Raw genomic sequence first — 23,465 nt, 5'->3', positions numbered from 1 at the left:
CGTCGCGTTTGTTGGCCCCCACCTGCTTCAGGGGGATGTGGGTCCACCATGATCCGCCGTCTCTGATGCGGCGGATCGACGGGGAGCAATCCCGACAGACGATCCAGTCACCGGTTCACCGGTCCGATATGCGTGTCCTCGACCTGAAGCTGGGGCCACAGGAGAAACCACAATGCAGAAGCTCGATGTTGTAGATTCAGCCTCGCTGAAGTCCGATGTGCCTGAATTCCGCGCCGGCGACACCCTCAACGTTCACGTCAAGGTGATCGAGGGTTCGCGCTCGCGTATCCAGGTGTTCAAGGGCATCGTCATCCGTCGCCAGGGCGACGGAGTCCGTGAGACCTTCACCGTTCGTAAGATCAGCTTCGGCGTCGGTGTCGAGCGTACCTTCCCGGTGCACTCGCCCAACGTCGACAAGATCGAGGTCCTCTCTCGCGGCGATGTCCGCCGTGCGAAGCTCTACTACCTGCGCGAACTGCGCGGCAAGGCTGCTCGCATCCGCGAAAAGGCCTGATTTGCCCGGCACTGTGGGAGATGATCACACCGTGCCGAACCGACATGAAGACGCGACCTTCGGGTCGCGTCTTCTGTATTCGGCCAGGTTCTGGAAGACGATCGCGGCCATCGCCGTCATCATCGTCATCCTCGGCGGATCCGTCCGCGGATTCGTCATCCAGCGCTTCACCATTCCCAGCGCCTCGATGGAGCCGACTCTCAAGGTCGACGACTCGATCACCGTCTGGCGTCCCGACGCCCTGCGCGGCGACATCCAGCGCGGCGACATCGTCGTCTTCGACGGCCGTGGCTCCTTCGTCGACGACGCCCTGCCGACGCCTCTGCAGAAGATCGGGTCCTGGGTCGGACTCGGCCCCCGCGACGTCTACTACGTCAAACGCGTCATCGCCGTCGGCGGCGACACTCTGCAGTGCTGCGATGCCGACGGTCGGCTCCTGCTCAACGGCGAACCTCTGCGTGAAGACTATGCCCCCACCCCCGCCTCGGCGGTGGAATTCTCCGTCGAAGTGCCGGCCGACACGATGTGGGTGATGGGTGACAACCGCACCGACTCCGCGGACTCGCGGTCGCTGCTCGGCCGTCCCGGTGGGGGATTCATCCCCACCGACCGGGTCATCGGCCCGGTCATCGGCCACGGTTCCTCGATCGACTGAGCCTTCGCCGCGACCGTCGGTGCGACTCAACCGCCATGGTGGGTGAGGCGGTTCGCGACTGCGCCTCCGCCTCGGCGAGGGCAACCGTGTGCGGTTGAGGATCCGGTCAGGTTCGTGCTGGTACGCTCGGTTCAGTCCCAGCGGAAACCGTGGCCGAATGTGAAAGCGAACGAATGACCAGCGACTCTCAAGCTTCCCCGCCCCCCGCCTCGAAACGGTTCGTGCGGGGGCTGTTGGAGACCGTGGCGATCATCGTCATCGCCCTGCTCATCTCGACGGCGCTGAAGACCTGGGTCGTCCGCTCGTTCTACATTCCCTCGGAATCCATGATGACCACCCTGCAGGTCGATGACCGGGTGCTGGTCAACCAGCTCGCCCCACGGTTCGGGCCGGCCAACCGCGGCGACATCGTCGTCTTCGACGACCCCGCGCACTGGCTCTCGGCAGCCGAGACCACCCAATACACCCCCAACCCGGTCCTCGAATTCATCGGCCTGGCCCCCTCGGATGCGGGAAACCAGCTCATCAAACGCGTGATCGGGGTCGGCGGCGACACCATCGAATGCTGCGATGGGCAGGGGCGCCTCATGGTCAACGGCGAATCGATCGACGAGACCTACCTCGATGAAGGCACCGCACCGTCCGAGGTCGAGTTCAAGGTCACCGTCCCCAAAGGCCACTACTGGGTGATGGGCGACAACCGCGGCAACTCCGCCGATTCCCGTTATCACATGGACAGCGAACCCTTCGTCTCCGAAGACGACATGGTCGGGACCGTGTTCCTCATCAATTGGCCGTTCAATCACTTCAGCTGGGTGTCGAACCCCGAAGACGTTTTCGCCGACGTCCCCGATTCGCAGGGAATCACCGGGAACTGATGACCATGCGCGGACTGACCGACCTCAGTGTCGAGAACGGACTGTTGAGAGAGGGCTTCGACTTCGTCATCGGTGTCGACGAGGTCGGACGCGGCGCCCTGGCCGGCCCCGTCAGTGTCGGTGTCGCCCTGTTCGATCTGCGGAAGATCACCGGCGCCGAGGTGCCCGCGGGTATCCATGATTCCAAGCAGCTCAGCGCCCGGTCTCGGCAGGACGCCACCGACCGTGTGCGTTCGTGGGCGACTGCCGCGGCGGTGGGTTCGACGAGCCCCGCCGAACTCGACGAGATCGGCATGACCATGGCGCTCAACCTCGCCGGACGGCGGGCGATGATCGAGATGCTCGACGCTTGGGGTGGTGCCGGTGTTGGTTCGGTCGCCTCGGCGGGGGACTGCCCGGAGCGGACGATGGTTCTCCTCGACGGCCGCCACGATTGGCTCTCGGCCCCACTTACCCTCGACTGCCTGGGGATATTCGGGCACTGCGCCGAATTCGAACTGCCGCCGGTTCGCACCGTGATCAAGGGCGACGGCTCCGTGCCGGCGATCGCGGCGGCGAGCATCGTCGCGAAAGTGACTCGCGACGAGACGATGATCGCACTCGCCGAGGATCTGCCGCACTATGGTTGGGAGTCGAACGTGGGATACGGCACGGCGAAGCACCGGCAGGGCATCGTCGACTTCGGTCCCAGCATCCACCACCGTCAGAGCTTCCGCTTGCACGCGGTATCAGAAGGGAGGGGTCATCATGAGCGCCGATGATCTGGACGACTACGAGGCTCAACTCGAGCTCCAGCTGTACAAGGAATACCGAGATGTCGTCGGTCTCTTCGCCTATGTCGTCGAGACCGAACGACGCTTCTACCTCGCCAATCACGTCGACCTCAAAGCCCACAACGATGCCGGGGACGTGTACTTCGAACTCACCCTGCGCGATGCGTGGGTGTGGGACAGCTACCGTTCCTCCCGGTTCATCAAGACCGTGCACGTGCTGACCTTCAAAGACGTGAACATCGAGGAGATCGCGAAATCCGATCTCGAACCGCCGACGTCGATCCGGGGCTGAGTTCGGGAAGCGAGTCCGGGCGGGCACTCGCGCACCAGCATCTGTGGATCATGCTCTGACTCCGGCGTGATTCGGCTGTGGACGGCCGTGCGGCTTCCACAGGCTCATTTCTCCCTCTTCTCGCCGCTCTCGTTGCCGTGGTCAGCTGGCCGACATGGCACAGACACGGGCAACTCGGCGAAAACGCACTGCGAAGGGCATGCGCAAGCAGGCTCTGGGCGACAGAGGAGAGGACCTCGCGGCGGCCTACCTCGAGCACGCCGGGCTCGTCATCGTCGAACGCAACTTCCGTTGTCCGCGCGGTGAACTCGACATCATCGCCCGAGACGGTGACACCGCCGTCTTCGTCGAGGTCAAGACCCGTCGCACCGCTGCCCTCGGATCACCGCTCGAAGCCGTCACGCGAGCCAAACTCACCCGCATCCGCATGCTCGCCGGAATCTGGCTGCGGGGGCAGAGCGAATACTTCCCCGCAGTCCGCATCGACGCGCTCGGCATCATCATCGAGCCGAGCATCCAGTATTTCCACTGCCCGAACATCCAGGTCGACTCATGACCGAGGCACCGGAAATGCGGGAACCCGGCACCGCTGAGCCGAAGGGCCACATCATCGGCCGCGCCTGCGCCGTGGCTCTGTGGGGACTGAGCGGAAAGATCGTGTCGATCGAAGCCAGCATCAGCGCCGGTCTGCCCGGAATCGACATCGTCGGACTGCCGGACACCTCGGTGAGCGAGTCACGCAAACGACTGCGTGCGGCCCTCGCCTTCCTCGGTGCCCCTGTGGCGACACAGCACCTGACGATCAACCTCACCCCGGGCACGGTGCCGAAGATCGGCACCGGCTTCGACCTCGGCATCGCCGTCGCCGTGCTCAAGGCCCTGGACCTCATCTCGAGCGAGGACACCGGGTCGATCATCCACTGCGGCGAGATCGGACTCGACGGCAGGATCCGACCCGTGACGGGAATTCTGCCCGCCCTGCACACCGGGATGCAGGCAGGCTTCGACCGGTTCGTCGTCCCCATCGGCAATGCCTCGGAAGCCTCTTTGCTCGGACGAGCCCGCACCCTCCCCGTCGCCTCCCTGGCCGAACTCGTCAACGCCTACGGCGGATCCATGGCCGTACCTCCTCTGCCCGCGGTGATCGACATGGACCGTCCCGTCCCCGTCACACCGGAACTCCACGACCTCGCCGAGGTGCAGGGCCAAGCCGAAGGGCGATTCGGACTCGAAGTCGCCGCCGCCGGAGGACACAACCTGCTCATGCGCGGCACACCCGGAGCCGGCAAGACACTGCTCGCCCAGTGCCTGCCCGGGATTCTGCCGGCTCTCAACGATGACGAAGCCGTCGAAGTCGCCACCGTACGGTCCCTGCGGGGAGAACTCGACGGCAGCGAGGGACTCGACCACCGACCCCCGTTCGAAGCACCCCACCACCGCAGCACCGCCTCGGCGCTCATCGGGGGACGTCGCCCCGGAACGGTCGGGATCCTCAGCCGCGCACACCGCGGGGTGCTGTTCATCGACGAAGCTCCGGAATTCTCCCGCGATGTGCTCGAAGCGCTGCGGCAGCCGATGGAATCCCGCCGCGTCCACATCCACCGGGCCTGGGGTTCCATGGTGCTGCCGGCGGCCTTCCAACTCATCATGGCCGCGAACCCGTGCCCCTGCGGAGTCGGAATGGCCGGGGCCGGAGCGGACTGCCGGTGCACCCCCTTGGACAAACGCCGCTATCGCAATCGCCTGTCCGGGCCGCTGCTCGACCGAGTCGACCTGCAGCTCGAACTCTTCCCCGTCTCTCCTGCAGACATCCGTCTCGGCGGGGGACAGGAGACCAGCGCCGTCGTGGCCGCACGTGTGCTCGAAGCCCGGAGGCGACAGACCGAACGCTTCGCCGACTGTTCCTGGCACCTCAATGCCGAAGCGCCCGGCACCTGGCTGCGCGACCACTTCGGTCTCAGCCCTGCGGCATTGACCGACCTCGACCGGGCACTCGACACGGGACGGATCACGATGCGCGGCTACGACCGGGTGCTGCGGGTCGCGACCACCCTGGCCGACCTCGACGGAAAACCGGGACCCGACCACGACGCGATGCGGATGGCGCTCGCCCTGAGGACGCAGGAGTCATGACCGTGAACACGAACGAGGAGGTCCGCGCGGCCATCGCCTCCCTGCTGCGCATCGGCGAACCCGGCGACGGTCTGCTCAAACGCCTCGTCGACGACATCGGACCGGTCGCCGCGCACACGATCGTCACCGTCGTCGGCCGAGGTGAGGCCACCGCGGATGAGGCGATGGCGGGGCTGAACTCCACCGGCGCCGAGGCGGCCACGCACGGGCAGATGCGCGAAGCCATCGAGAGGTGGGCAGTCCGCGCAGGCGACGAGGACGTTGCTGTCGCCGGGCGCGATCTCGACAAGATCGCACGACTCGGCGGTCGGCTCGTCATCCCCGGCGACGAAGAATGGCCGAGCATGCTCGACGACCTCGGTCCGGCCGCACCGTTGGGGCTGTGGGTGAGAGGCACTGTGAGCCTCACGCGCGCCCTCTCCCGCGCGGTCGCCGTCGTCGGAGCCCGGGCCGCGAGCAACTACGGCACCAAATGCGCCTCCGACCTCGCCTGGGATCTCGCCGCTCACGGGATCACCGTCGTCTCCGGTGGAGCGTTCGGCATCGACGCCGCCGCGCACCGGGCCGCCATCGCCCGCGAGGCACCGACGATCGCGTTCATGGCCGGGGGAGTCGACCGCTTCTATCCGGCCGCAAACGCCGATCTGTTCGAGCAGATCCTGGCCACCGGCGCGATCGTGTCCGAGACCGCTCCGGGGATGACCCCGATGCGCCACCGGTTCCTTCTGCGCAACCGACTCATCGCCGCCTCCGCACAGGTGAGCGTCATCGTCGAGGCCGGATGGCGAAGCGGAGCGCTCAACACGGCCCGTCATGCCCTCGAACTCTCCCGGCAGGTCGCTGCGTTCCCCGGATCGGTCTATTCGGCGTCATCGACCGGGGCCCACCGGCTCGTGCGTGAGCATGAGGCAGAACTCGTCACCTGCAGCGACGACGTCATCGCACTCATGGACGATCACGCTCCGGCGCTCTTCGACACCGACAGCGGTGCCTCTCAACGACCCGATCCGCTTGAGGACCTCGGGGAGAGGGAGAAGATCTGCCTCAATGCGCTGACCGTGTCGAAACCACTCGACGTCGGCACGATCGCCTCCCGGGCGGGACTGACCATCACAGGTGCGCTCAGCTCCCTGACCGTGCTCGACCTCGCCGGATTGGCCGAACGCCGCGACACCGGGTGGGTGAAGCTGCGCGTGCGGCGCTGATTCCTCGTGGGTGATTCCCCATAACCGTGCCGCGAGGCTTCACCGGCGTCTTCTCCATCGGTGAGTTCATCGTCGACGACCTCGATCCGATGGTGTCCGACCTGCCGCAGAGGCCAATCCTCACTCGCACGTGATCGCACACGTATCCTGGGGACTGTGAGCACACTGTCGACGGTCGCCGAAGTGGTGGCAGGCTATGCCGACCACCTGCGATCCCGTGACGTCTCCGAACACACCGCTCGCGCCTATGTCTCCGATGTCACCGATTTCCTCGACCACGCCGTGCACTCGTCGAAGCTGCGCCTCGGCAGGGCAGAGGAGAACTCCGGTTCGCCGAAGGCTGAGGGAAAGCGGATCGATCTGGCTGCCGTCGAACTCGATGATCTGCGATCATGGCTGATCGCCCTCGACGATGCCGGTGCCGCGAAGTCAACGGTGGCACGCAAGATCGCCGCCGTCCGCTCCTTCTTCGCCTTCGGCGTGAACAATCTGGGACTGCCGAACAACCCCGCGGCACGGCTGCGGACTCCGAAGAAGGACTCGCGCCTGCCCACGGTGCTCAAACCGCAGCAGGCCGCTGCCCTCGTCTCCGCCGCCGATCGGGACGATTCTCCGCCCGAAGCCTCCGCCGCCGACGGTTCAGCCTCGCCAGGATCGGGTTCTCAGCGATCCGCACGTGAGCGCAGCGACGATCCTCTCGAAGCCGCCAAACGTCTCCGTGATGCCGCGATCCTCGAAATGCTCTACGCGACCGCAGTGCGTGTCTCCGAACTCACCGGCCTCGACCGCCGCGACGTCGACCACCGGAAAGCGATGATCACAGTGCTCGGCAAAGGCGACAAGGAACGCCGAGTGCCCTTCGGCGCTCCGGCACAGACGGCGCTGAACGACTGGCTCGCCGCCCGCGATCTGTTCGCCGGGCCCAACAGCGGGGACGCTCTGTTCCTCGGGGTCCGCGGCGGACGCATCGGAGCCCGGCAGGTGCGCGAACTCGTCCACCGCTACGGTGCCGAGGATCCGAGCGCACCGGACATCGGGCCCCACGGGCTGCGGCACTCGGCGGCCACCCATATGCTCGACCGCGGGGCCGACCTCAGACAGATTCAGGAGCTGCTCGGCCACTCGACCATGAGCAGCACCCAGATCTACACTCACGTGTCGATGCAGCGTCTGCAGGAGACGTACCGCCGCGCCCATCCGCGGGCCTGAACACCAGCGCTATTTGCGGAACTCCCAGTGCCAGGGCTCGGGCAGCGAACCCGACTGCCTCGCCCACCCGGGATGGATCCATCCGAATTTCGGGGCATTGGCCCGCATCCACTGGTGCTGAGCGGTGCCGAAGGAATTGATGCCGCTGCCGAGATCGACCGCGAGAGCCCACCCGTGGTTCGACGTGCCCGGTGTGGCGGCCATCCGACCTTTCCGTCGTTTGAGGATCACCTGCGTGGCGTAGTCGCGATAGGCATCCGTGACCGAGATCGGTGATCCGAACCGAGCCGCGAACGCCAGCGACATCCGGTCGAAGGCGGCCTGCGCATCGCAGCGCAGCATCTGACCGGGCGCCGTCTTCAGCGGACACATCGCCGAGGCGGGAATCCGGCCGTTGCTGTGTCCGCCCCAGGCCCCGGCCCCCGACGTCGCCGAACCGCCACCGCCGGCCTTGGCCTCCTCATCCGGTTTCCGCGACAGCGGCAGCAGCAGGGACTGCTCCTGCCCGAAGAACCTGCTCGGATCGATATAGCGCTTCTTCGCCTCGTCCGGCCACGCCCCGATGTGCAGACACGACCGGTCGCAGTGGTCACCGGAGCCGATCGTGCCGATGCGCTCGCCGGCCGAGAACTCTTCGCCCTTCTTCAGCATTGTCGCCGCCGGTTGGAATGACAGCACATGCCCGGAGGCGGTGAGCACGCTGACGGTGGCCGTGCCTGCGACCGTGCCGGCGAAGCGGATGGTGCCCTTCGTCGGCGCCCGCAGCGGTTCTCCCTCGACCGCGAGCACATCGATTCCCCGGTGTCCCTTGAGCCAGGGCTTGTCGGGCGGGTCGAAAGCGTTGATGATCTCCATCGCGGGCACCGGGCTGACCCAGTTCTGTGCATCGGTCGCCGCTGAAGCACTCGGGGGAGACGTGGTGAAGATGAGTGCCGAGGCGAGGAGCGACGTCAGCAGCAGAGACCGGATCTGCCCGGAACTGGCGAACGACCACTCGGGGCGGTATGACCGTCGACGATGGTGGGGCCCGCCGGATGCACCGCGATAGTGGGACCGGCGGGTCCATCCTCGGCGGTGAAGCGGGTGGGTCCATCCTCGGCGGTGAAGCGGGTGATGCGGATCAGGGGAGACGAGGTTCATGCGCCCATAGAAGCCCCCGCCCCTCCACCGTGTCACCCTCCCAGAAGCCGCCTGTGGACACGTGTAGGCCGTCCCCAGGGCTCGGGAGGTGGAGTCGGGGCAGGGTCCACAGAAACAGGTGGTCGAGTGCCCGCGTGCGCACCCGCGTGCAGCCCTCTCCGGTCTGCGGACTTCAGGCACGAACCGCGCGCGACTGCCTGCAGGGCCGCGCACCGGAACCGTCCCAGGGGCGGTTCCCCTCCACACCCTGCGGCGCACGAGTCGGCGGGTTCGGGAGGCAGCCGAGCGCCGCCTCGGCGAGGGCGGACCTCGATTGGAAATGACTTGCCCAACCGGGATAGAATCGCGTCAGCAGAAGCATGTCTTCTGACTACGCGTATCCGAATTCTTCTCCTTCCCATGGTGCAAGCTGCCATCAGGTGTGCTTGTGGGGCGGACGAACCGGGTACCAGGAATCAACCGAAAATGTCATCGACGCTCCCCGTCGGTCGGATCGAAGCGATCCCTCACGGGTTTCGCATCGCGGAAGGACCGACGCGCGCGTGACGTAAAAGCACCCTCGGGTGCAACAGAAAGGAGGGCGTCGGCATGGCCGTCGTCACCATCCGCCAGCTGCTCGACAGCGGCGTACACTTTGGACACCAGACCCGTCGTTGGAACCCGAAGATGAAGCGCTTCATCTTCACCGAGCGCAACGGCATCTACATCATCGACCTGCAGAAGTCGCTGGGCTACATCGACTCAGCCTTCGAGTTCGTCAAGGAGACCGTGGCCCACGGCGGCACGATCCTCTTCGTCGGCACCAAGAAGCAGGCCCAGGAATCCATCGCCGAACAGGCCAAGCGCGTGGGTCAGCCCTTCGTCAACCAGCGTTGGCTCGGCGGCATGCTCACGAACTTCCAGACCATCTCGATGCGTCTGCGCCGCCTCAAGGAACTCGAAGAGATCGACTTCGACGATGTTGCAGGCTCCTCGCACACCAAGAAGGAACTGCTCATCCTTCGTCGCGAGAAGGACAAGCTCGAGAAGACCCTCGGCGGCATCCGCGACATGCAGCGCACCCCGTCGGCCGTCTGGATCGTCGACACCAAGAAGGAACACCTCGCCGTCGATGAGGCCAAGAAGCTGGGCATCCCGGTCATCGGCATCCTCGACACCAACTGCGACCCGGACGACGTCAACTACCCGATCCCGGGCAACGACGACGCCATCCGCTCGGTCTCGCTGCTGACCCGCGTGGTCGCCGACGCTGTCGCCGAGGGCCTCATCGCCCGTCACTCCTCGGACGAGCAGTCCGGTGAGAAGAACGTCTCCGCTGTCGAGCCCATGCCCGAATGGGAGCGCGAGCTGCTCGAAGGCAAGACCGAGGAGAAGCCCGCCGAGGCTGCTGCCGAGTCCGCTGAAGCCGCTCCTGCCGCTGAGGCCGAGACCGCTGCCGCAGCTCCTGCCGCCGAGGCTGAGACCGCTGCCGCAGCTCCCGCCGCCGAGACTGCTGAAGCTGAGACCGCTGAAGCCGCTCCGACCGCTGAAGCTGCCGACTCCACCGAGTCGACCGAGTCCTGATTTCCTTTAACTCCACCACCCTGAGGAGAAAGAATGGCAAACTACACTGCCGCTGACATCAAGGCACTGCGCGAGAAGACCGGCGCCGGCATGATGGACGTCAAGAAGGCTCTTGACGAGTCCGACGGCGACCAGGCCAAGGCTATGGAAGCTCTGCGCGTGAAGGGGCTCAAGGGAGCCACCAAGCGCGAAGGCCGCTCCACCTCCGACGGCCTCGTCGCCACGCACGTGGACGGCGGTGTCGGCACCATGATCGAACTCAATTCGGAGACCGACTTCGTCGCGAAGTCCGAGCCGTTCGTCAAGCTCGCCGACCAGGTCCTCGAGCTGGCCGTGGCCAACAAGTCGGAATCGGCCGAGTCGCTGCTCGCCGCCGAGACCGACGGCAAGCCCATCTCCCAGTTCATCACCGAGTCCGGTGCCACCCTGGGCGAGAAGGTCGACCTGCGTCGCGTGGGTCGCGTCGAAGGCGCCAAGGTCGCTTCCTACCTGCACCGCACCAACAAGGACCTGCCCCCGCAGGTCGGTGTGCTGCTGGCCTTCGAAGGTGACGACGAGACCGTGGCACACGATGTCGCCGTGCACATCGCTGCCATGAGCCCGAAGTACTTCTCCCGCGAAGACGTTCCCTCCGACATCGTCGAGAACGAACGCCGCATCGCCGAAGACACCGCGAAGAACGAAGGCAAGCCCGAGAAGGCTATGCCGAAGATCGTCGAAGGTCGCGTCAACGGCTTCTTCAAGGAGAACTGCCTGCTCGACCAGGGATTCGCCAAGGATCCCAAGCAGTCCGTGGCCGCGGTGCTCGAGGCTGCCGGCGTCAAGGCCACCGGCTTCCTGCGCTACCGCGTCGGAGCCTGAAACACCACTGACCGCTGAGCAGCCCCTGCGTCTGCTCGGCAGGTTCGCTGCGTGAGTGAGAACTCACCTGCGCAACGGGGTCGGACCGATCGGTCCGACCCCGTTTTTCGCTAGACTGGCCCAGACGACTCAACCGAATGACGATCCACCCGGGCATCGATCTGCCCGCACGGAAGAAGGACTCCATGACAAGCACCCCGGTTCACGAATCTGCTCACGTCAGCCATCCCGTCCGCACCCATCGCCGGCGCGTCCTGCTCAAACTCTCCGGTGAGGTCTTCGGCGGCGGTCGGATCGGCGTCGACCCGGATGTCGTGGCTGCGGTCGCCCGCGAAGTCGCCCCCACGGTCGAGGACGTCGAGGTCAGCATCGTCGTCGGCGGCGGCAACTTCTTCCGCGGCGCCGAACTGTCCCAGCGCGGCATGGACCGCACCCGCGCCGACTACATGGGCATGCTCGGCACCGTGATGAACTGCCTGGCACTGCAGGATTTCCTCGAACAGACCGGAGTCGACACCCGGGTCCAGACGGCGATCCCGATGTCCCAGGTCGCCGAGTCCTACATCCCCCGCCGCGCCATGCGGCACATGGAGAAGAACCGCGTCGTCATCTTCGGTGCCGGCGCTGGACTGCCCTATTTCTCCACCGACACCGTCGCCGCCCAGCGCGCCCTGGAAGTCCACGCCGATGAGGTGCTCATCGCGAAAAACGGCGTCGACGGGGTCTACACCGCCGACCCGAAGGTCGACCCGGCTGCTGAGAAGCTCACCGAGATCACCTACCAGGAAGCCCTGCAGCGCGGACTCAAAGTCGTCGACGCCACCGCCTTCAGCCTGTGCATGGACAACAAGCTGCCGATGCACGTCTTCGGCATGGAAGGCGAAGGCAATCTGCGCAAGGCGATCATGGGCGACAAGATCGGCACCGTCGTCCACTGAGATCCGCCGCCACCGAGGCGGTCACCCCTCCACAGAGGAGGCGCCGAGGCGGGCCCACCGTTTCGCATCCACGCAGGTGAGGACACCCCTGTGAAGATTCGGTGCGGCATTTTTCAGTCATGACCCATAGAATGAACCCAAAGCTTACAGAGATGGAAAGAGTGAACCGTGATTGAAGAGACACTGGCCGAAGCCAGAGAGAAGATGGACAAAGCCGTCGAATTCACGCAGGACGACTTCGCGTCGATCCGCACCGGCCGCGCCAACCCCGCACTGTTCGCCGACATCGAAATCGACTACTACGGTGCTGCGACCCCGCTGCAGCAGCTGGCATCGTTCCAGACCCCCGAGGCCCGCACGATCCTCGTGACCCCCTACGACAAGGGCACCCTGGGCGATATCGAGAACGCTCTGCGCAACTCGGACATCGGTGCGAACCCGGCCAACGACGGACATGTCATCCGCGTCGTCCTCCCGGAACTCACCGAGGAACGTCGCAAGGAATACGTCAAGATCGTCAAGGGCAAGGCCGAAGACGGCAAGGTCTCCATCCGCAACATCCGTCGCCACGCCAAGGATGTCCTCGAGCGCATCAAGAAGGACGGCGAGGCCGGCGAGGACGAGGTCACTCGCAGCATCTCGGAACTCGACGATCTGACGAAGAGCAAGGTCGACAACATCGACCAACTGCTCTCCCAGAAGGAAGCCGAACTCCTCGAGGTCTGATGATCTCCGTGACCGGGTCCGACAGCCCAGCCGCAGATCCGGCTCCACTCGGGGAGCCGGATCACTCGCGCGACGCAGCACAATCAGAGGCGCCGTTCCCCAAACGACGGGACCTGCGCCACTCGGACAAGCCGTATTCGCCGGACGATCCGGATTCGAACCCGACCCCCGAGGCGGTCGAAGAGTCCGAAGAACCCGAACCGAAGGACTACGGTCGAGCCGGCCGCAACCTCCCCGCCGCCATCGGCATGGGCATGCTCATCGGCGGCGTCGTGCTCGCCTCCCTCGTGTTCCTGCCGATCTCGTTCCTCTTCATCGTCCTCATCGGCATCGTCGCTGCGATGTGGGAACTGGCGAATGCGCTTTCGCGTTCGGGTTCCCTCGTCTCCCGTGTGCCCACCATGGTCTCCGCGGCCTGCATGGTCGTGGCCACCTATATCGGCGGTCGTGAGGCCCTGTGGGTGACCTTCGCCGCCAGCGCCGGCGCGGTCATGCTGTTCACGATGGTCGAACGGCGGAAGAACGCGGTCAAAGACGTCTCGCTCTCCCTCTTCGCCCTCACCTACGTCGGCCTCATGGCCTGCTTCATCGTCTTCCTGCTCACCCAGCCCGACGGCAACTTCTACATCATCATCTTCCTCGCCTCCGTCGTCGCCTCCGACACCGGCGGCTACGTCTTCGGCGTGCTGTGGGGCAAGCACCCCATCGCACCGAGGATCTCGCCGAAGAAGTCCTGGGAGGGCTACCTCGGCTCCACGGTCTTCGCCGCGATCGTCGCGACCATCCTCGCCGTCACCCTCGTCGGTGCCCCGTTCTGGACCGGACTGGTCATCGGTGCGGTCATTCCCGCGTTCGCGACCCTCGGCGACTTCAGCGAATCGATGATCAAACGCGATCTCGAACTCAAGGACATGGGCACCCTGCTGCCCGGCCACGGCGGAGTGATGGACCGACTCGACTCGATCCTGCCCACCGCCCCCGTCGCCCTCGTCCTGTTCATGGTGCTGCCCGGCTACCTCTGAGCAGCGTTCACCGGCGTGGCGGCTCACACACGACAGTCCCGTGCCCGACATGAGACAATGGGTCCGTGAGTTCTCAAGCAGGCAGAAGGCAGACCAGGCCCGTCGTCGAACACGCCGACGGCACGACATCGAAGACCCCGATGCGCGATGGCCGTCCCCTTCTCAACTTCAAGTCCGCGCGGGTCAAGCAGCCTCCCCAGCACTTGGCCGACATGAGCATGGGCGAACGGGTCGAAGCGGTCAAGGAAATGGGCCTGCCGGCCTTCCGCGCCAAGCAGATCTCGACGCACTACTTCAGCCACTACGTCACCGACACCGAGGCGATGACCGACCTGCCCAAGGACAAGCGGGCTGAGATCCAGGAGCGGTTCTTCCCGCACCTGCTCACCGAGGTCCGTCGGCTGCGCACCGAGAACGGCGACACCATCAAATTCCTCTGGCGTCTCTTCGACGGCGCCCTCGTCGAGTCCGTCCTCATGCGCTACCGCAACCGGGTCACCCTGTGTGTGTCCAGCCAGTGCGGCTGCGGCATGAACTGCCCGTTCTGCGCGACCGGTCAGCAGGGGCTGACGCGCAACATGTCCACCGCCGAGATCGTCGAACAGGTCATCCGCGCCAACCAGGTCATCGCCGCCGGCGAACTCGCCGAGGCACCGAAGTCGGACATGCCGGGCACCGGCGAGACCGCGCTCGGCGCCGAAGCCGACGATGATGACGCGGCAGGGGAGTCCGCGTTCGACGGGGACGGCACGGCCGCCTCGGCGAGCGGACCCGAACGGGTCTCGAATATCGTCTTCATGGGCATGGGCGAGCCCCTGGCCAACTACAAGCGGGTGATGGACGCGGTTCGCCGGTTCGTCGGACCGGCACCGGAGGGCCTGGGCATGTCGGCCAGGCGGATCACGATCTCCACGGTCGGGCTGGTGCCGGGCATCAACAAGCTCGCCGCCGAGGACATCCCCGTGACCTTCGCGCTCAGCCTCCACGCACCCGATGATGAGCTGCGCGATGAGATGATTCCGGTCAACACCCGGTGGAAGGCCGATGAGGCCATCGACGCCGCCTTCAACTACTACCAGGTCACGGGGCGGCGCGTGAGCATCGAGTACGCGCTCATCAAGGACATGAACGATCACGTCTGGCGCGCCGAACTGCTCGCGAAGAAACTCAATGCGCGTGGCCGCGGCTGGGTGCACGTCAACCCGATTCCCCTCAACCCGACCCCCGGATCGGTGTGGACGGCCTCGGAACCGGAAGTCGCCGACGAATTCGTCCGCCGCCTCCTCGACCACGGCATTCCGACGACGATCCGCGATACCCGCGGCTCCGACATCGACGGTGCCTGCGGTCAGCTCGCCGCCGCCGACTGAGACACGGCCCGGTCGGAGACATCCGATGCCCGGCACGTACGTGCCGGCACGCAATTTCTGCGGCTTCCATCTATCATGGTGGAAACACCACAGCCACTCGCTTCTGGAGGAGACATGGCGGACACGACTTTCCCTCGGATGTCCGGTTGGAAGAACGGATACGACCCCAAGCAGGTCGACAGCTTCTTCAAGCGCGCCCGCGAGTCCTTCGAACGGCCGACCCCGCAGCCCGGGGACCTGGATTCGCGTGCCGTGCGCACGGTCGGCTTCGACCTCGTCCGCAAGGGCTATCATGTCGCCGTCGTCGATGCCGCACTCGACCGCCTCGAAGACGCCTTCGCCAAGCAGGCCCGCGACCGTCTCATCGCACAGTCCGGTCAGGACGCCTGGGTCTCCGAGCTCACCCGCGTCGCCGCGTCCCTGCGGGGCCGTCTGGTGCGTGAGACCGGGGAACGCTTCGACAACCCGCCTCCCGGTGTCATCGGCTATGACATCGAGCAGGTTGATGACATGTGCGACAAGGTCAACTCCTACTTCACGCAGGGCGTGGCGATGAGCGTCGACCAGGTCCGCCGTGTGCTGTTCAAGACGGCGAAGGGCAAGAAGGCCTACAACGAGGACCAGGTCGATGCGTTCATCGACCGCGTCGTCGAGGTGATGGCCTCCGTTGACTGACTTCCACTTCTTCTCCGTTCCGACGAAGTCGCATCCCGGCACCCTCAACCCCGTCTACGAGATCCTCGACTTTCCGATCGCCATGGGGCAGGCCGACGACGTCGTCCTCACCGGTCCCGCACCCGAGAAACCGCTCGTCGACGGTCGCGAAGTCACCGACCCCCGGCTCATCAAGGCCCTGTCCGTGCCCGTCGAACTCGACCGCGCGGAGGTGCTCGACCGCAGTTCGAAACTCGCCGGGGTGCTGCGGGCCATGGGTGTGGTCCCGGAGTCCGGTGCCACGCTCACCGTCGCCGAGGATGTCCCACCGGTGGCGCGGGCGCTCAGTCTCCTCGCCGCGGCCCGGATCGGGCTGACCGTGGACCTGCGCGGTCCCGGGGATTCCTCTGACGGTGTCGCGGGCGCCGGAGATGCGATCGTTCTGCACGCTATCGAAGCGGAACCGGTCGAACCGGGTCGGGCGTCGGTGCGGGTCACCCGCTCGCGGTTCGAAGGCGTGGGCGTGACCATCGGGGCCGAGACCGCGAACCTCGATCAGGCGATGCGCGACTCCCGGGTCGAATTCGCCGCACTCGTCCCACTAGCCCCCGACCACACCCTTCTGCTCACGGACTCCGGTGAGATCGACGCCGAGTCGAGCCTCGAGTGGCTGCGCAACGAGGTCCTCTCTGCCTCGTAGGCCGCAGCACGATCCGCGATTCGCACCGACCGTGGAGCGTCTGCGCGCCGCCGGCTGCGTCTTCGCCGAAGACGAAGCGGCGATTCTTCTCGAAGCGGTGCACCTCGGCGACCCGGACACGAAGCTCGTCGACCTCGTTGCACGACGGGTCGCGGGAGAACCGCTCGAACAGATCGTCGGCTGGGTCGACTTCGCAGGACTGCGCCTGAACGTGCGGCCCGGAATGTTCGTTCCCCGGCAGCGCACCCGCCAGCTGGCCGAGGCCACGGCGTCCGCGATCAGGGACGTGGCGCGCCGCCGCGGTGCAGGAGGAGCGGGCCCGGTGGTGCTCGAAGCCTTCTGCGGAGTCGGACCCGTCGCCTCGGTCGCAGCCGCCGCAGTCACGGCCGCTTCGGTGCCGGACGTTCAGATCCATCTCGGTGATGTGCAGGCAGAGGCGGTGAGGTGCGCCGTGCGGAATGTGACAGCATCCTCGCAGGCCGGGGCGCCTGGGCAGCCGGGAGCGCTTGGGCAGTCAGGGATGCCTGGGCATGAGCGGCGGCCGGGGATCACCGTGCACGGACACACTCTCGACTGTCTGCACGGCCTGCCCGAGGCATTGCGGCACAGGTTCTCGGTCATCGCCGCCGTTCCACCCTATGTGCCCGAGACCGCCGCGGACTTCCTGCCCCGTGAAGCCGTGGACTTCGAACCGGCCCGTGCACTGTTCGCGGGTCCCGATGGGCTCGACCTCGTGCGACGTCTCATCATCGAATCCACTGACTGGCTCGCAGCCGACGGTGTGCTGCTCATCGAACTCGGCCGGGAACAGGCCGCGGACGCCGCCGAGTTCGCCACTGCCCATGGGATGCACGCTCACAGCCGCCTCGGCGAGGACGAACTGACGATCACGCTGGAACTGCGACCGGTGTCGTGAACGCGACACCGCCCGCCGAACCCCGAAGGGCCGGCGGGCGGCAGCGACACTGAGCGGCGGGAGCGCCGAGCTTGCGCAGAAGCCGGCGGCCCAACTTCAGTTGGCGAAGGCGTTGATTCCGGTCATCGTCCGACCCAGGGTGAGCTGGTGGACCTCATGCGTGCCTTCGTAGGTGAGCACGGTTTCGAGGTTGACCGCGTGACGCAGCGGCGGGTACTCGCTCGTGATGCCCGAACCGCCGAACAGGGCACGCAGGTCACGGCAGACGTTCATCGCGGTATCGACGTTGACCATCTTGCCGAGGCTGATCTGCTCCGGACGCACGCCCTTTTCGGAATCCTTGAGCTTGCCCAGGTGAGCGGCGAGCAGAGTGATCTGCGAATACTGGCCGAAGGCCTTCGCGAGCTTCTGCTGCGTGATCTGGAACGACGAGAGCGGACGGTCGAACTGGATCCGGGTTCCGGTGTACTCCAGCGCCGAGAGCAGCGCGTCACGAGCGGCGCCGGTGACACCGAAGACGATTCCGTAGCGAGCCTCGGACAGGCAGGACAGGGGGCCCTTGAGTCCCTTGGCCTTCGGCAGCATGGCATCTTCGGGCAGACGGACATTGTCGAGGACGATCTCACCGGTGATCGACGCTCGCAGCGAGATCTTGCGATGGATCTCCGGGGTCTGCACACCCTCCGTGTTCGACGGCACGACGAAACCGCGCACGACCTGCTTGCCCTTGTCGTCGACCTCTTCGGTCTTGGCCCACACGACCATGACATCGGAGACCGGGGAATTCGTGATCCACATCTTCGCGCCGTTGAGGACCCAATCGGACCCGTCCTTCTTCGCGGTCGTCTTCATCCCCGAAGGGTCGGAGCCGACATCGGGTTCGGTCAGTCCGAAGCAGCCGATGGCCTTGCCGGCGGCCATCTTCGGCAGCCATTCTTCCTTCTGCTCCTCGGAACCGAAGTGGTGGATGGCGAACATCGCCAGCGAGCCCTGCACGGACACGAGCGAGCGCAGACCGGAGTCGACGGCTTCGAGCTCACGACAGGCCAGACCGTACTGTGTGGCAGTCGATCCGCCGCAGCCGTAGCCGTCGAGGTGCATGCCGAGCAGACCGAGTTCGCCGAGACCCTCCGCGAGCTCACGGGCGGGGATGGTCGCGTCGAGGAAGTAGTCACCGATCTTCTCGCGAACGTTCTCGTCCAACCACTTCTTGACAATCGATGCGAATTCGAGGTCATCGGATTCGAAGACCGAATCCAGTCCAAGAATGTCGTCAGGGCTCAGCGTCTTGCTCATATCCATCTCTTTCGCCATTGATTCTTCTCACTCACTGTTTCACCGGATCGCGGTGGAAGACCAGCGCCGGCGAACCACAGCAGACACCTGCGGTTCATCGGGTGGGACACGAGCTGCCACGCGGGGTCGTGTCGAGTCATTTCCCAGAGAACTTTGGCATCATCGGTTGGCGTGAGTAAACGTAGCTTCATTGTAGTCGGCTCCACCGGTTCGGTCGGCACCCAGGCCCTCGATGTTCTCCGTGGACATCGGGACGAGCATCGGATCGTCGGCCTCGCCGCCGGATCCCAACTCGATCTGCTGGCCGACCAGGCGCTGACCTTCGGCGTTCCCGTCATCGGGCTCACGACCCCACCGGCCGGGGGAGAGGCCGAAGTGCGTGCGCGCCTGTCTGAGATGGCCGCGCAGCGAGGAATCGCCGATCCCGTCGAGGTCATCCACCTCGGCGACACCGCCGCCGAGGCGGTTGCGGGCCTGGACGCGGATATGATCCTCAACGCGATCACCGGTGCCGCCGGCCTGGGCACGACCCTGGCCGCCCTCGCCCAGGGCACCGATGTGGCTCTGGCGAACAAGGAATCCCTCATCATCGGCGGCTCCATCGTCCTCGACGCCGCCCGTGCCACCGGTGCCCGGCTCATTCCCGTCGACAGCGAGCATTCGGCGATCGCGCAGGCACTGCGCGCCGGCACCCACGGTGAGGTCAGCAAACTCATCATCACCGCCTCGGGCGGGCCCTTCCGCGGCATGACTCGCGATGCCCTGCGCCGTGTCAGCCCGGCACAGGCGCTCAACCATCCCACATGGTCGATGGGGTCGATGATCACCATCAACTCCGCGACTCTGGTCAACAAGGGCCTCGAAGTCATCGAAGCCCATCTGCTCTTCGACATCGACTTCGACCACATCGAAGTCGTCGTCCACCCGCAGTCCCACATCCACTCGATGGTCGAATTCAGCGACGCCTCGACGATCGCGCAGATCTCCCCGCCGGACATGCGACTGCCCATCTCCTACGCCCTGGGCACTGAGGACGATGGAACGACGAAACGTCTGTCCTCGGGCGCGGTGGCGAACAACTGGGGCCAGCCCATGCACTGGTCGTTCGAACCCGTCAACCATCTCGCGTTCCCGGCACTCGGCCTGTCCATCGATGCCGGGCGGAAGGGACGCAGCTATCCGGCGGTGCTCAACGCCGCCAACGAGGTGTTCGTAGCAGCGTTCATCGCCGGTGACATTCCGTTCACAGGAATCGACAAAGGCCTCGCCCGAGCCCTGGCCGCGCACGAACCGGCCGCCGCACACACCGTGGACACCGTGCTCGCAGCCGATGCTTGGGCCCGCGAGTTCGCCCACACCGACGTCGCAGAACAGAAGGCGGCCCAGAAGCCTGCGCGCGACTCCGCACGCGATTCTGCCCGGAATTCCGCGCACGACTCTGCAGGGAACGGGGGCCGCGCATGACCGTTGTGCTCTACATCGTCGGGATCATCCTCTTCCTCATCGGCATCTCGATCTCCATCGCCTTGCACGAACTCGGCCACCTCACCCCGGCGAAGAAGTTCGGGGTCAAGGTCACCCACTACATGGTTGGGTTCGGCCCGACCCTGTTCTCCTTCCGCAGGGGAGAGACCGAATACGGCATCAAAGCGTTCCCGCTCGGCGGGTTCATCGCGATGCCTGGCATGTACCCGCCTGCCGAAGCAACGACGCAGCGCGTCGACCGGGTCGGTGCTGTGGCTGCGGTCGACAGCGGCACGGGGACGGACGGTGAAGTCACGGCAACGGCGGGCCACCTCGGCGAGGGTGATTCCGACCTTCATCGGAGCGAGCCTCTCGACGGTGACTCACCACGTCGGAATCGGCGGAAGGGTCGCCTGTTTGAGAACACGATGGCTGATGCCCGGGAATTTTCGAATCAGGAGATCGAGCCGGGGGAAGAGCACCGGACGTTCTACGCGCTGAGCGTGCCAAGGCGGCTCGTTGTCATGTTCGCCGGACCCTTCGTCAACCTCGTCCTCGGCATCCTCATCATGGCGATCTCGCTGCTGGGCATCGGCGTGATGACGCCGACGACGACGGTGCAGACCGTCGTCGAATGCGCGGTGCCGGCCTCCGAGGCTCAGCAGCGTCCCGCGTCGGAGCAGAACACGTGCCGTGCCGATGACCAGCTCACCCCCGCCTGGGAGGCCGGGATCGAACCCGGCGATGAGATCACAGCGATCGCCGGTGTCGAGACGAAGGACTGGGACCAATTGTCTGCAGTCATCAAAGACCATGCCGGTGAGCGCGTTGACGTTGACTACATCCGCGACGGAAAGGCAGCGTCGGTGACGGTGCCGATCATCGCGACTGAACGTCCGAAGGTCGATGACTCCGGCAATGCGCTGATGAACGCCGACGGCACCCCGCAGACCGAGAGCCAGGGCTTCCTCGGCATCGGACCCGTGTTCGATCGCCAGCCTCTGCCGCTCGGCGAATTCCCCGGAGCCGTCTGGGACCAGGTCTCGGGAGTCTTCCACGCGATCGTCACCCTGCCGGTCAAGCTCGTCGACATCGGCGAGGTCGCGGTCGGGTCGAAGGACCGCGACGCCGAAGGGCTCGTCGGCATGGTCGGCGTCGGCCGCATCGCGGGTGAGATCGTGTCCACCGACCGCATCGACGTCATGGACAAGGCGCAGATGGGTCTGGGCATGCTCGGCTCGGTCAACATCTTCCTCTTCGCGTTCAACATGATCCCGCTGCTGCCGCTCGACGGCGGACACATCGCCGTCGGCCTCTACGAAGGCGCTCGCCGCCGCATCAATCGGTTGCGCGGTCGCGGACTGGTCGGACCCTTCGACACGGCGAAGCTGCTGCCGCTGACCTACGTGTGCATCGGACTCATGCTGTGCATGACGGCGCTGCTCATCTACGTCGACCTCGTCAAACCCATCACCCTCGACGCGATCTTCAACGCCGGCGGATAGGGGTGCAGGGCCTCAGGCGCTCAGGGTGATCGCCTGCACCTCACCGAGGTGGTTGAGCCCGACCGTGATCGTCACCGTCTGATCCGGTGCATCCGTCGCTGCTGCATCGCTGGTGCCCGTCGCTGTCCCGTTGCCCGGCACCGTGACCACTCCGCGCAGCGGGGAGACCATGGTCAGGTCCGCTTCGGTGAACGGGGCCGTGACCTGCTTGGTCGCCCGCCACCTTGTGAAGCGCTCCCGTCGTTCGTCCCGGGGTTCGTCGAGGTCCATGTTCATCGAGAACAGCTCATCGGCGATCGTGTCGTCGAATTGCGTGACGAGGTTCGCCGCGTCCAAGACCGTCTGAATCTGTGCGGACTTCGCCTCATAGCGGGGCACCGGCGCCGAGGTGGAGCTGCGGTCAAGAGCCAGGCCCGGCCTCCCAATGGCTGCCGCCCAACCGGCGTCGACGGCGTTCTGAACACTGCGCTGAGCCGGGTAGTACGTGGTGTTGCCGAGCACGACGATGCTCAACCCCAGGTCGGGGAACCAGCGCATGTGCGAGCCGTAGCCGGGATAGCCGCCCGAATGGCAGACCACTCGCCCGAAGCGCGAATCCAGCCGGGTCTCCAGGCCATACCCGTAGACCAGGGTCTCCGTATGGTGCTCGCTGCGCTGGGTCTCGATGAGCCGTCGGCCCTGCTGATTGCCGGTGAGAATGTGCGGAAGCGTTCCGGGCTCCGCATCGAGGTCGTCGAGCGCGTCGAGGTGGGCCGCCATCCACGTGCCGATGTCGCCCACCGTGGAGATCACCCCGCCGATGGGGGAGAAGACCCCGGGCCCGGTGAGCTCGGCCGGGTGAAGACCGCCGTCGGCATCGACTCGGAATCCCGGTGTCAGGTCCGGGAAGTCGGTGTGGTCGAAACCGGTGCGCGTGAGTCCCAGGGGGTCGAAGACTTCCGCGCTCACGAGCTCGGAGAAAGGGCGTCCGATAACCGCCTCGGCGACCATGCCGAGCACCGCATAGCCGAGGTTCGAATACTCGTAACCGGTGTCGGCGGGCGCTGTGGCGATCGTGCCGCGGCGCAGCCAGGCGATCAGCTCGTCCGGGGCCATCGACTCCATCCGGTCGGCCCACGGATCGTCCTTCGTGAACCCGGTGCCCATGGTCAGAGCCTGCCGGCAGGTGCGGTCGGCGATCGCCGTGCCGGCCAGTTCGGGCACAAGCCGACCGAACGGCCGGTCGAGGTCGAGGCCGTCCGCGGCGAGGAGACCGATGGCCGCGGCGGTGAAGGACTTCGTCATCGACGCGATCCGGTACGGAACGTCGGCGTTGACGGCTCGTGCGGAGCCTCCTCGGCGAAAGATCCCCCAAGCCAGGGATCCACCCTGATCGGCCAGCGCGCTCGCCTCCGCATCCAGGGAGGCGGTCATCGCCTCGATGTCGGGTTCGGGGTATGCGCCTTCGCTCACGGGTCCGCTCCTTCACATTTCCGGCACAGTTCTGGCAGGTCACTGTCACACTACCGGTCGGGCGGCAGACTGGAAGGGGAGGCTGGGACGGAATCGACCTTCGAACGCGCGACCGGGACTCGCCCAGAGGTCCTACAATGGACGTGGTTCGAACAATCCGGCCGCAGCGAGGCGCCACCTCGGCGTCGGCACCATCATC

At 65.9% G+C, this 23,465-nt stretch carries 23 protein-coding genes; 20 read left to right on the top strand and 3 right to left on the bottom strand.

All coding sequences use genetic code 11. The features are described 5' to 3' along the window. Positions 1-172 precede the first annotated feature (172 nt). From rplS to EB836_RS08600, 9 genes are all read left to right on the top strand, one after another. On the top strand, positions 173-514 hold the full coding sequence (gene rplS, locus EB836_RS08640) for a 50S ribosomal protein L19 (protein ID WP_135539448.1): 342 nt from the start codon (positions 173-175) through the stop codon (positions 512-514). 31 nt (positions 515-545) lie between these two features. Then, positions 546-1,169, top strand: a complete 624-nt coding sequence (lepB, locus tag EB836_RS08635; protein ID WP_135539446.1) for a signal peptidase I — start codon at positions 546-548, stop codon at positions 1,167-1,169. Between the two features lie 173 nt (positions 1,170-1,342). Next, positions 1,343-2,047, top strand: a complete 705-nt coding sequence (gene lepB, locus EB836_RS08630) for a signal peptidase I (protein ID WP_135539444.1) — start codon at positions 1,343-1,345, stop codon at positions 2,045-2,047. Beyond that, positions 2,047-2,808, top strand: a complete 762-nt coding sequence (locus EB836_RS08625; protein ID WP_135539442.1) for a ribonuclease HII — start codon at positions 2,047-2,049, stop codon at positions 2,806-2,808. Before lepB (EB836_RS08630) ends, EB836_RS08625 begins: the two co-directional genes overlap by 1 nt. Then, positions 2,795-3,112 (top strand): DUF2469 domain-containing protein, encoded by a 318-nt coding sequence (locus EB836_RS08620; protein ID WP_135539440.1) that lies wholly within the window; start codon positions 2,795-2,797, stop codon positions 3,110-3,112. The genes EB836_RS08625 and EB836_RS08620 overlap by 14 nt, the downstream gene beginning before the upstream one ends. Before the next feature lie 154 nt (positions 3,113-3,266). After that, positions 3,267-3,668 carry a YraN family protein gene (locus EB836_RS08615; RefSeq protein WP_240689752.1) on the top strand — a complete coding sequence of 134 codons (402 nt, stop codon included), beginning with the start codon at positions 3,267-3,269 and terminating at the stop codon, positions 3,666-3,668. After that, the gene (locus EB836_RS08610) at positions 3,665-5,245 is read left to right on the top strand and encodes a YifB family Mg chelatase-like AAA ATPase (RefSeq protein WP_240689750.1); all 1,581 of its coding nucleotides are present in this window, start codon (positions 3,665-3,667) and stop codon (positions 5,243-5,245) included. Before EB836_RS08615 ends, EB836_RS08610 begins: the two co-directional genes overlap by 4 nt. Then, complete coding sequence (dprA, locus tag EB836_RS08605; RefSeq protein WP_135539438.1) at positions 5,242-6,450, top strand: DNA-processing protein DprA; 1,209 nt, start codon at positions 5,242-5,244, stop codon at positions 6,448-6,450. Before EB836_RS08610 ends, dprA begins: the two co-directional genes overlap by 4 nt. Before the next feature lie 156 nt (positions 6,451-6,606). Continuing rightward, positions 6,607-7,659, top strand: coding sequence for a tyrosine recombinase XerC (locus EB836_RS08600; RefSeq protein WP_135539436.1), 1,053 nt, complete (start codon positions 6,607-6,609; stop codon positions 7,657-7,659). A 9-nt stretch (positions 7,660-7,668) separates the two neighbouring features. Here the strand turns inward: EB836_RS08600 and EB836_RS08595 are convergent, their stop codons facing one another. Then, positions 7,669-8,799: a D-alanyl-D-alanine carboxypeptidase family protein gene (locus EB836_RS08595; RefSeq protein WP_135539434.1), complete on the bottom strand. Its 1,131-nt coding sequence runs from the start codon at positions 8,797-8,799 to the stop codon at positions 7,669-7,671. A 588-nt stretch (positions 8,800-9,387) separates the two neighbouring features. Here EB836_RS08595 and rpsB point away from each other — a divergent pair. The 9 genes from rpsB to EB836_RS08550 all read left to right on the top strand — a co-directional run bounded on the left by rpsB (position 9,388) and on the right by EB836_RS08550 (position 17,549). Beyond that, the gene (gene rpsB / locus EB836_RS08590) at positions 9,388-10,362 is read left to right on the top strand and encodes a 30S ribosomal protein S2 (RefSeq protein WP_135539432.1); all 975 of its coding nucleotides are present in this window, start codon (positions 9,388-9,390) and stop codon (positions 10,360-10,362) included. A 33-nt stretch (positions 10,363-10,395) separates the two neighbouring features. Beyond that, positions 10,396-11,223 (top strand): translation elongation factor Ts, encoded by an 828-nt coding sequence (gene tsf, locus EB836_RS08585; RefSeq protein WP_135539430.1) that lies wholly within the window; start codon positions 10,396-10,398, stop codon positions 11,221-11,223. A 185-nt stretch (positions 11,224-11,408) separates the two neighbouring features. After that, positions 11,409-12,161: a UMP kinase gene (pyrH, locus tag EB836_RS08580; RefSeq protein WP_135539682.1), complete on the top strand. Its 753-nt coding sequence runs from the start codon at positions 11,409-11,411 to the stop codon at positions 12,159-12,161. Between the two features lie 168 nt (positions 12,162-12,329). Further along, entirely contained in the window at positions 12,330-12,887 is a 558-nt protein-coding gene (frr, locus tag EB836_RS08575; protein ID WP_135539428.1) for a ribosome recycling factor, read from the top strand. Then, the gene (locus EB836_RS08570; protein ID WP_135539426.1) at positions 12,887-13,909 is read left to right on the top strand and encodes a phosphatidate cytidylyltransferase; all 1,023 of its coding nucleotides are present in this window, start codon (positions 12,887-12,889) and stop codon (positions 13,907-13,909) included. The genes frr and EB836_RS08570 overlap by 1 nt, the downstream gene beginning before the upstream one ends. 65 nt (positions 13,910-13,974) lie before the next feature. Then, a complete protein-coding gene (locus EB836_RS08565; RefSeq protein ID WP_240689748.1) occupies positions 13,975-15,279 on the top strand; it encodes a 23S rRNA (adenine(2503)-C(2))-methyltransferase RlmN in 1,305 nt (434 codons plus the stop codon). A 114-nt stretch (positions 15,280-15,393) separates the two neighbouring features. After that, the gene (locus tag EB836_RS08560; RefSeq protein WP_135539424.1) at positions 15,394-15,954 is read left to right on the top strand and encodes a DivIVA domain-containing protein; all 561 of its coding nucleotides are present in this window, start codon (positions 15,394-15,396) and stop codon (positions 15,952-15,954) included. Further along, complete coding sequence (locus EB836_RS08555; protein WP_135539422.1) at positions 15,947-16,633, top strand: hypothetical protein; 687 nt, start codon at positions 15,947-15,949, stop codon at positions 16,631-16,633. Before EB836_RS08560 ends, EB836_RS08555 begins: the two co-directional genes overlap by 8 nt. 31 nt (positions 16,634-16,664) lie before the next feature. After that, positions 16,665-17,549, top strand: a complete 885-nt coding sequence (locus EB836_RS08550; protein ID WP_205683340.1) for a hypothetical protein — start codon at positions 16,665-16,667, stop codon at positions 17,547-17,549. Between the two features lie 96 nt (positions 17,550-17,645). On the opposite strand, the gene EB836_RS08545 is transcribed toward EB836_RS08550, so the two are convergent. Continuing rightward, entirely contained in the window at positions 17,646-18,845 is a 1,200-nt protein-coding gene (locus EB836_RS08545; RefSeq protein ID WP_135539676.1) for an acyl-CoA dehydrogenase family protein, read from the bottom strand. A 171-nt stretch (positions 18,846-19,016) separates the two neighbouring features. Between EB836_RS08545 and dxr the strand changes: the two genes are divergently transcribed. Both dxr and EB836_RS08535 read left to right on the top strand, forming a co-directional pair. After that, the gene (gene dxr / locus EB836_RS08540) at positions 19,017-20,309 is read left to right on the top strand and encodes a 1-deoxy-D-xylulose-5-phosphate reductoisomerase (protein WP_135539420.1); all 1,293 of its coding nucleotides are present in this window, start codon (positions 19,017-19,019) and stop codon (positions 20,307-20,309) included. Then, positions 20,306-21,814 (top strand): site-2 protease family protein, encoded by a 1,509-nt coding sequence (locus tag EB836_RS08535; RefSeq protein WP_135539418.1) that lies wholly within the window; start codon positions 20,306-20,308, stop codon positions 21,812-21,814. The genes dxr and EB836_RS08535 overlap by 4 nt, the downstream gene beginning before the upstream one ends. Before the next feature lie 12 nt (positions 21,815-21,826). On the opposite strand, the gene EB836_RS08530 is transcribed toward EB836_RS08535, so the two are convergent. Further along, positions 21,827-23,266: a serine hydrolase domain-containing protein gene (locus EB836_RS08530; protein ID WP_135539417.1), complete on the bottom strand. Its 1,440-nt coding sequence runs from the start codon at positions 23,264-23,266 to the stop codon at positions 21,827-21,829. Positions 23,267-23,465 lie beyond the last annotated feature (199 nt).

Source organism: Brevibacterium sp. S111 (genome assembly GCF_004745075.1).
GTDB lineage: Bacteria > Actinomycetota > Actinomycetes > Actinomycetales > Brevibacteriaceae > Brevibacterium.
The sequence above is the reverse complement of the archived record's forward strand: the minus strand, read 5'-3'. Positions and strand labels throughout refer to the sequence as shown.